2 protein-coding genes and 1 pseudogene are annotated in these 4,527 nt (G+C 56.9%); all 3 read right to left on the bottom strand.

Annotated elements, in window-relative coordinates:
* The coding region (locus ABYO54_RS14360; RefSeq protein WP_372808935.1) for a sulfatase-like hydrolase/transferase at nt 1-918 on the bottom strand (918 nt) is incomplete at its 3' end.
* Nucleotides 919-932: 14 nt separating this feature from the next.
* Nucleotides 933-3,341 (bottom strand): glycosyl hydrolase family 95 catalytic domain-containing protein, encoded by a 2,409-nt coding sequence (locus ABYO54_RS14355; protein WP_372808934.1) that lies wholly within the window; start codon nt 3,339-3,341, stop codon nt 933-935.
* Between the two features lie 51 nt (nt 3,342-3,392).
* Nucleotides 3,393-4,527, bottom strand: a pseudogene (locus ABYO54_RS14350) (N-acetylgalactosamine-6-sulfatase); the annotation flags it as partial.

Raw genomic sequence — 4,527 nt, 5'->3', positions numbered from 1 at the left:
GGCGCTCACTTTGTGTCCCTGCTTTTCTAGATTGGGAATGTTTGCTGCCTTCGAGCATCCATTGTCGCTGCTGAAGATGACCAGCGTATTTCCAGTCAGTCCATTCCGTTCCAACGCGGCCATAATCGCCCCGACGCCGGCATCGGTCTGCATCACGAAATCGGCATAGTCACCGAGCCCGCTTTTGCCCTGCCACTCCGGCGACGGAACAATCGGCGTGTGCGGCGAACCGAACGGCACGTAGAGGAAGAACGGGGTCTCTTTTTCGGCCGCACGCGCGTCAATATATTCAACCGCTTTGCGCGTCAGGCGCGGCAGCATATTGATTTCGTCGTCGTGAGCGATAACCTTGTCGTTTTCAATGACGCCCTTCATATCGCCCGCATGATGGAACCCGTGATAATAATCGAAGCCGCGATCAACCGGTCCATCCGGAATCGTTGAGCCGACGGGCGCGAGCGACTTCTTATTCGCTTTCTTGAGCGCAACCCCCGAGGTCGGATCCAAATAGTCGAAATTAAGGTGCCACTTGCCGATAATCGCGGTGTGGTAGCCCTGCGCCTTCAGGAAGCTCGCCACCGTAGGACGGTCTTCGGCAATCAAGTCGGGCGCGAACCCCTGCACCACGCCGGACTGCAATTTGGTGCGCCAACTATAGCGGCCCGTCATCAACCCGTAGCGCGTCGGCGTACAAACAGAAGAGCCGGAATGCGCGTCGGTGAAGATCATGCCCTCGCTCGCCAGTTTATTGACAGACGGCGTTTTGATTTTTCCATGCTCCGGGTTCAGGCACTGCACGTCGCCATAGCCCAGATCGTCGCAAAGAATGAAAACAATATTGGGTTTAGCGCCCGCCGCATTCGCGACACTCGCAATGGCCAGCAACCCCATGGCTATTGCAGCCGGTTTTATTTTCACAGGAGATCTCCAGTCTATTGCTTGTAGTAAAACTTGTGGCCCGGCAGACGGGTGGTTTTTTCGTTTAGCCCGAACAGGTTGCGGTTCGCTTCGCCGACCGGGACCGGCGCGATGGACCGATCGGTTTTGTCCAGCGCAACGGGCGTGAAGATGACGGTATCGCCTTTCTTGAGCGCAAGCTGAACCATTCCGTCTTCATCAATGCGGACCTGTTTTTTCTCGGCCGGCTTTCCATTGATGTAAATCTTCAGATTCGGGATATCGGTTTGAACAAAGCATGGAGCACCGGCCAGGCTTTCAACCGTCACAAACTGCGTCACGCCGCCCTTCTTTTTGGCGCTGACCAAAAACGCGCCCTGGGTGCGCAAATCCTTGAAGGCGACATCGGCCCACTTCTTTGGCGCTCCGCGGAAGACGCGGATCTTGCCGCCCCAGCTTTGCAGCAGCATGTCGTGGATGCAGGTGGCAAACGACAGCGGGCTTTCGATCACGGGATTGCCTTCGGCATACATCGTGGTCGGCGAGACGTTCTTATGCTGAATCAGGAAGTCGAGATAGTGATAGGCCTTTTCGGCATCGCCCAGCATGGCATACATGGAAGCGGCACCGGTCGCGGTATAGCCGGTAACCGGCATGGCCCCGACTTTGATCCCGCTGTTGATCGAAACATCGAGCCAATGATCGAGAGAGGAGCGCAACAGGTCGGCATTTTCCTTGGTTTCCGGCGTCAGCACCGCCAGCGGGTAAAACGCGAGCAGGTGCGAATAGTGGCGATGCGGCTTGTCGAACGGAATGTCTTTGCCGATGCGCAGCCCATTTTCATCGATCTGGAATTCGACCAGATGGTCGACGATGTTCTGCCACTCTTCAGCCAGCGGATCGTTCAGCTCAAATTCGTCGTTCAGCTCCAGCAGCATCCGACAACTCCAACGCATCAGCGCCAGCGTAAAATTAATGTCCTGTCCGCGCCCGCCGGGATATTCCGGCGACCAGCTTTGTTTGACATGGATCTTTCCATCCGCCGCCTCCACCGGATTGTCTTTCAGATAATTCAGATACGCATTAACCGCTTGCCGCAATACGGGGAAAAGGCCGTCGCGCATGCGTTCACGATCCCCGGCAAACTCGCAATGCAGCCAATAGTCATGCAGCAACCAGACCAGCATGTCCGGGAAAGGATAGTCCGCCACGAAATCCTGCGGGAAACAGGCCCCAAGCGTTGCACTGTCCGTCCATTTTTTCGGAGCGTTGCCCGGCAGGTTAGCCGCATATTTATCCACGTTATTCACCAGCGACTCCCCCGCCTCCAGCCGATTGGCCGTCAGATGGGTCCAGTAAATCAGCTGTACATTGAGATCGCCCCAGACCATGGGCCAGAAGGTTTTGTGATACCACGGCCCCATCAGATCCATCACCGGCCCGTTGCCGCGGGTGGCCGACGCAAACTTGTACATCTGGATCCAGTAGAAGGCTTCCTTCTCCGGATCGTTGATCGTCAGGAAACTCTGCGGATAATAGTCGTTCCACCATGCCCGATGGCGGGATAGGAATTCGTCGTCTTTCAGCATTTTCTCGGCATAGGAGAGGGTCTGCTTCACCGTATCCCGGCTGTTGTGTTCCGGGAAACTATGATGGACACTCGCCGTGAGTCGTTGCGCTCCAGCCTCGTCGCCGGCGATTTCCCACCCCGTCGTGGTTTCACCGCGATTTTCGTAAAGCACCTGCCGACAAAACCGGATTCCGTTCTCTTCGCTCAGGACCGCCTCGGGAGGAAGCGGATACGGGGCCGTGCGCATGTCGTCCCAATAGGGAGATCCCTTGGGTCCCCCGCCCTCATCCAAGGTTTTGCGGACAGGGGCGAAAGGCACGTCCGGATGCCATGTAATCCGAACAGACTCCCCCTCCTTCGCGGTTGTCTCGAAATAGATCACATCCGTTTGTGCGTGGGTCAAGCCGTGTACGGCGTAGGCCCCCTTCGTGGTTTTAATCTCGCCGGTCACTTCCGCATTCCACAGATTCAGCCGCAGATCGACATCCGTAATGTCCCCTTCCGATTCCAGTTTAAAATGACCCAGCGGAAGACGGGAGCGGTAGATCCAGAGCATTTGCTTGCCCTCATGCGGCAGGCGGTGATCATAGTAATCATGCCGCCCGATATGCAGCGCCATCGTATTTTCCCCTTCATCCTCCAGCTGATAGAGCAGAAACCCAACCCTGCCGTTGCCGGTATATGGCGCCACTTCCCAGCGGTTGGGCACGCGGTCCCAGAGCATGTCGTGCCGGCCCAAAAAGGTTTCGAAATCGATGGCCGGCGGAGCCGCGGATGCCTCGCAACAATTCGTCCACATGGCCAGCCCGACCACGGCCATTCCGATTTTCCACATCCGCGTCTTCGGCGCAATCTCTGTCAGGTACGTTTTCATTTCATAAAGCCCTGCGCCGGCCGATGATCCATTGGCCGCCAAGCCCACTGGCTACATCTCGTCGGTCGTGACGACGCCGTCGTTGTTTTTGTCGTAGGCGTTGTCGAACTGCCGCTCAAAGATGGATGCAAACTCGTCGCGGGTCAGCTGACCGTTTTTATCCTGGTCCGCGCCTTCGAACGATTTGTGGGTATGCTCATCCGGGGAAAGCACCCCGTCCTGGTTTTTATCCTTGCGCTCGAAGCTGGCGACAAAGAAAGCGACGTATTCGGCCTTGGTGACCTGCCCGTCTTGGTTGGCATCTTTTTCCAGCAACGCGGCGGCGCCCTTCCCGGCAGGGGTTTCCGGTTTTTTCACCGTTTTCTTCGCCTTCTGCGCGGCGGGTTTGCCGGCCCCGAACGGGATCGCAGTCTGCGAGTACTCATTTTTCCCCACCTCGGGATAGCTGCGCATGAAATTATTCTCATCAATCAGATTGATGTAATAGTGGGTCGTTCCCTCGGGTAGTTCCGCCGACACCTTTTCAGCGGACAGCACCGTTGCGGGTGCCCGGAACCACTCTTCGTAACGGTCGCCGCCGTTGAGGGTGTAGATCAGGTCGGCCCGCACCACCTTCGCGCCGTTTTCCTTGAACGCAAATTCCGCGGCATTCCCGGTCTGCCGGCCCGAAAGAACGGTCGGCGCCTTCTCTTTGTTCGGCAACGGGGCGGCGCAGTCGGGATTGTAGAAGGGATAGCTCGCCTTCATCTCCGTCAGCATCTCCGTCAGCTTCCGGTTCATCGCCTGAACCTTTTCGGGCATGGCTGCGGCCAGGTTTTTGGACTCTTCTATGTCGACCCGCTCCTGCGTTTTGCCTTTCGCTTTATAAAGCTGAAAGAGTTCAAGCTCCGGCGTTCCTTCATTGTTCACATGGTCATAATTCCGGACGAGCTTATAGTCGCCGACGCGAATCGTGCTTTCCAACGCGCCCCCATGCGGGAAATGCCACATCATGGTATCGCGCACCGAACCATCGGCCTCTTTGACCAGCGCGGGATTGGTCGGATCGTTGAGCAGCAGTCCGGAAATGTCCAAGCCGTCCAGGTTCTTATCCTTTGGCTTTTCGGCACCGGTCAGCCCCAGGATGGTTGGATAAAAGTCGAGTCCGTTGACCATCACATCCGACTGCACGCCGCGGGGGATTCCG

The sequence above is a fragment of the Pontiella sp. genome (genome assembly GCF_041622395.1).
Classification (GTDB): Bacteria; Verrucomicrobiota; Kiritimatiellia; order Kiritimatiellales; family Pontiellaceae; genus Pontiella.
Note: the sequence above shows the minus strand (reverse complement) of the source record. Positions and strands in the feature narration are given on the sequence as shown.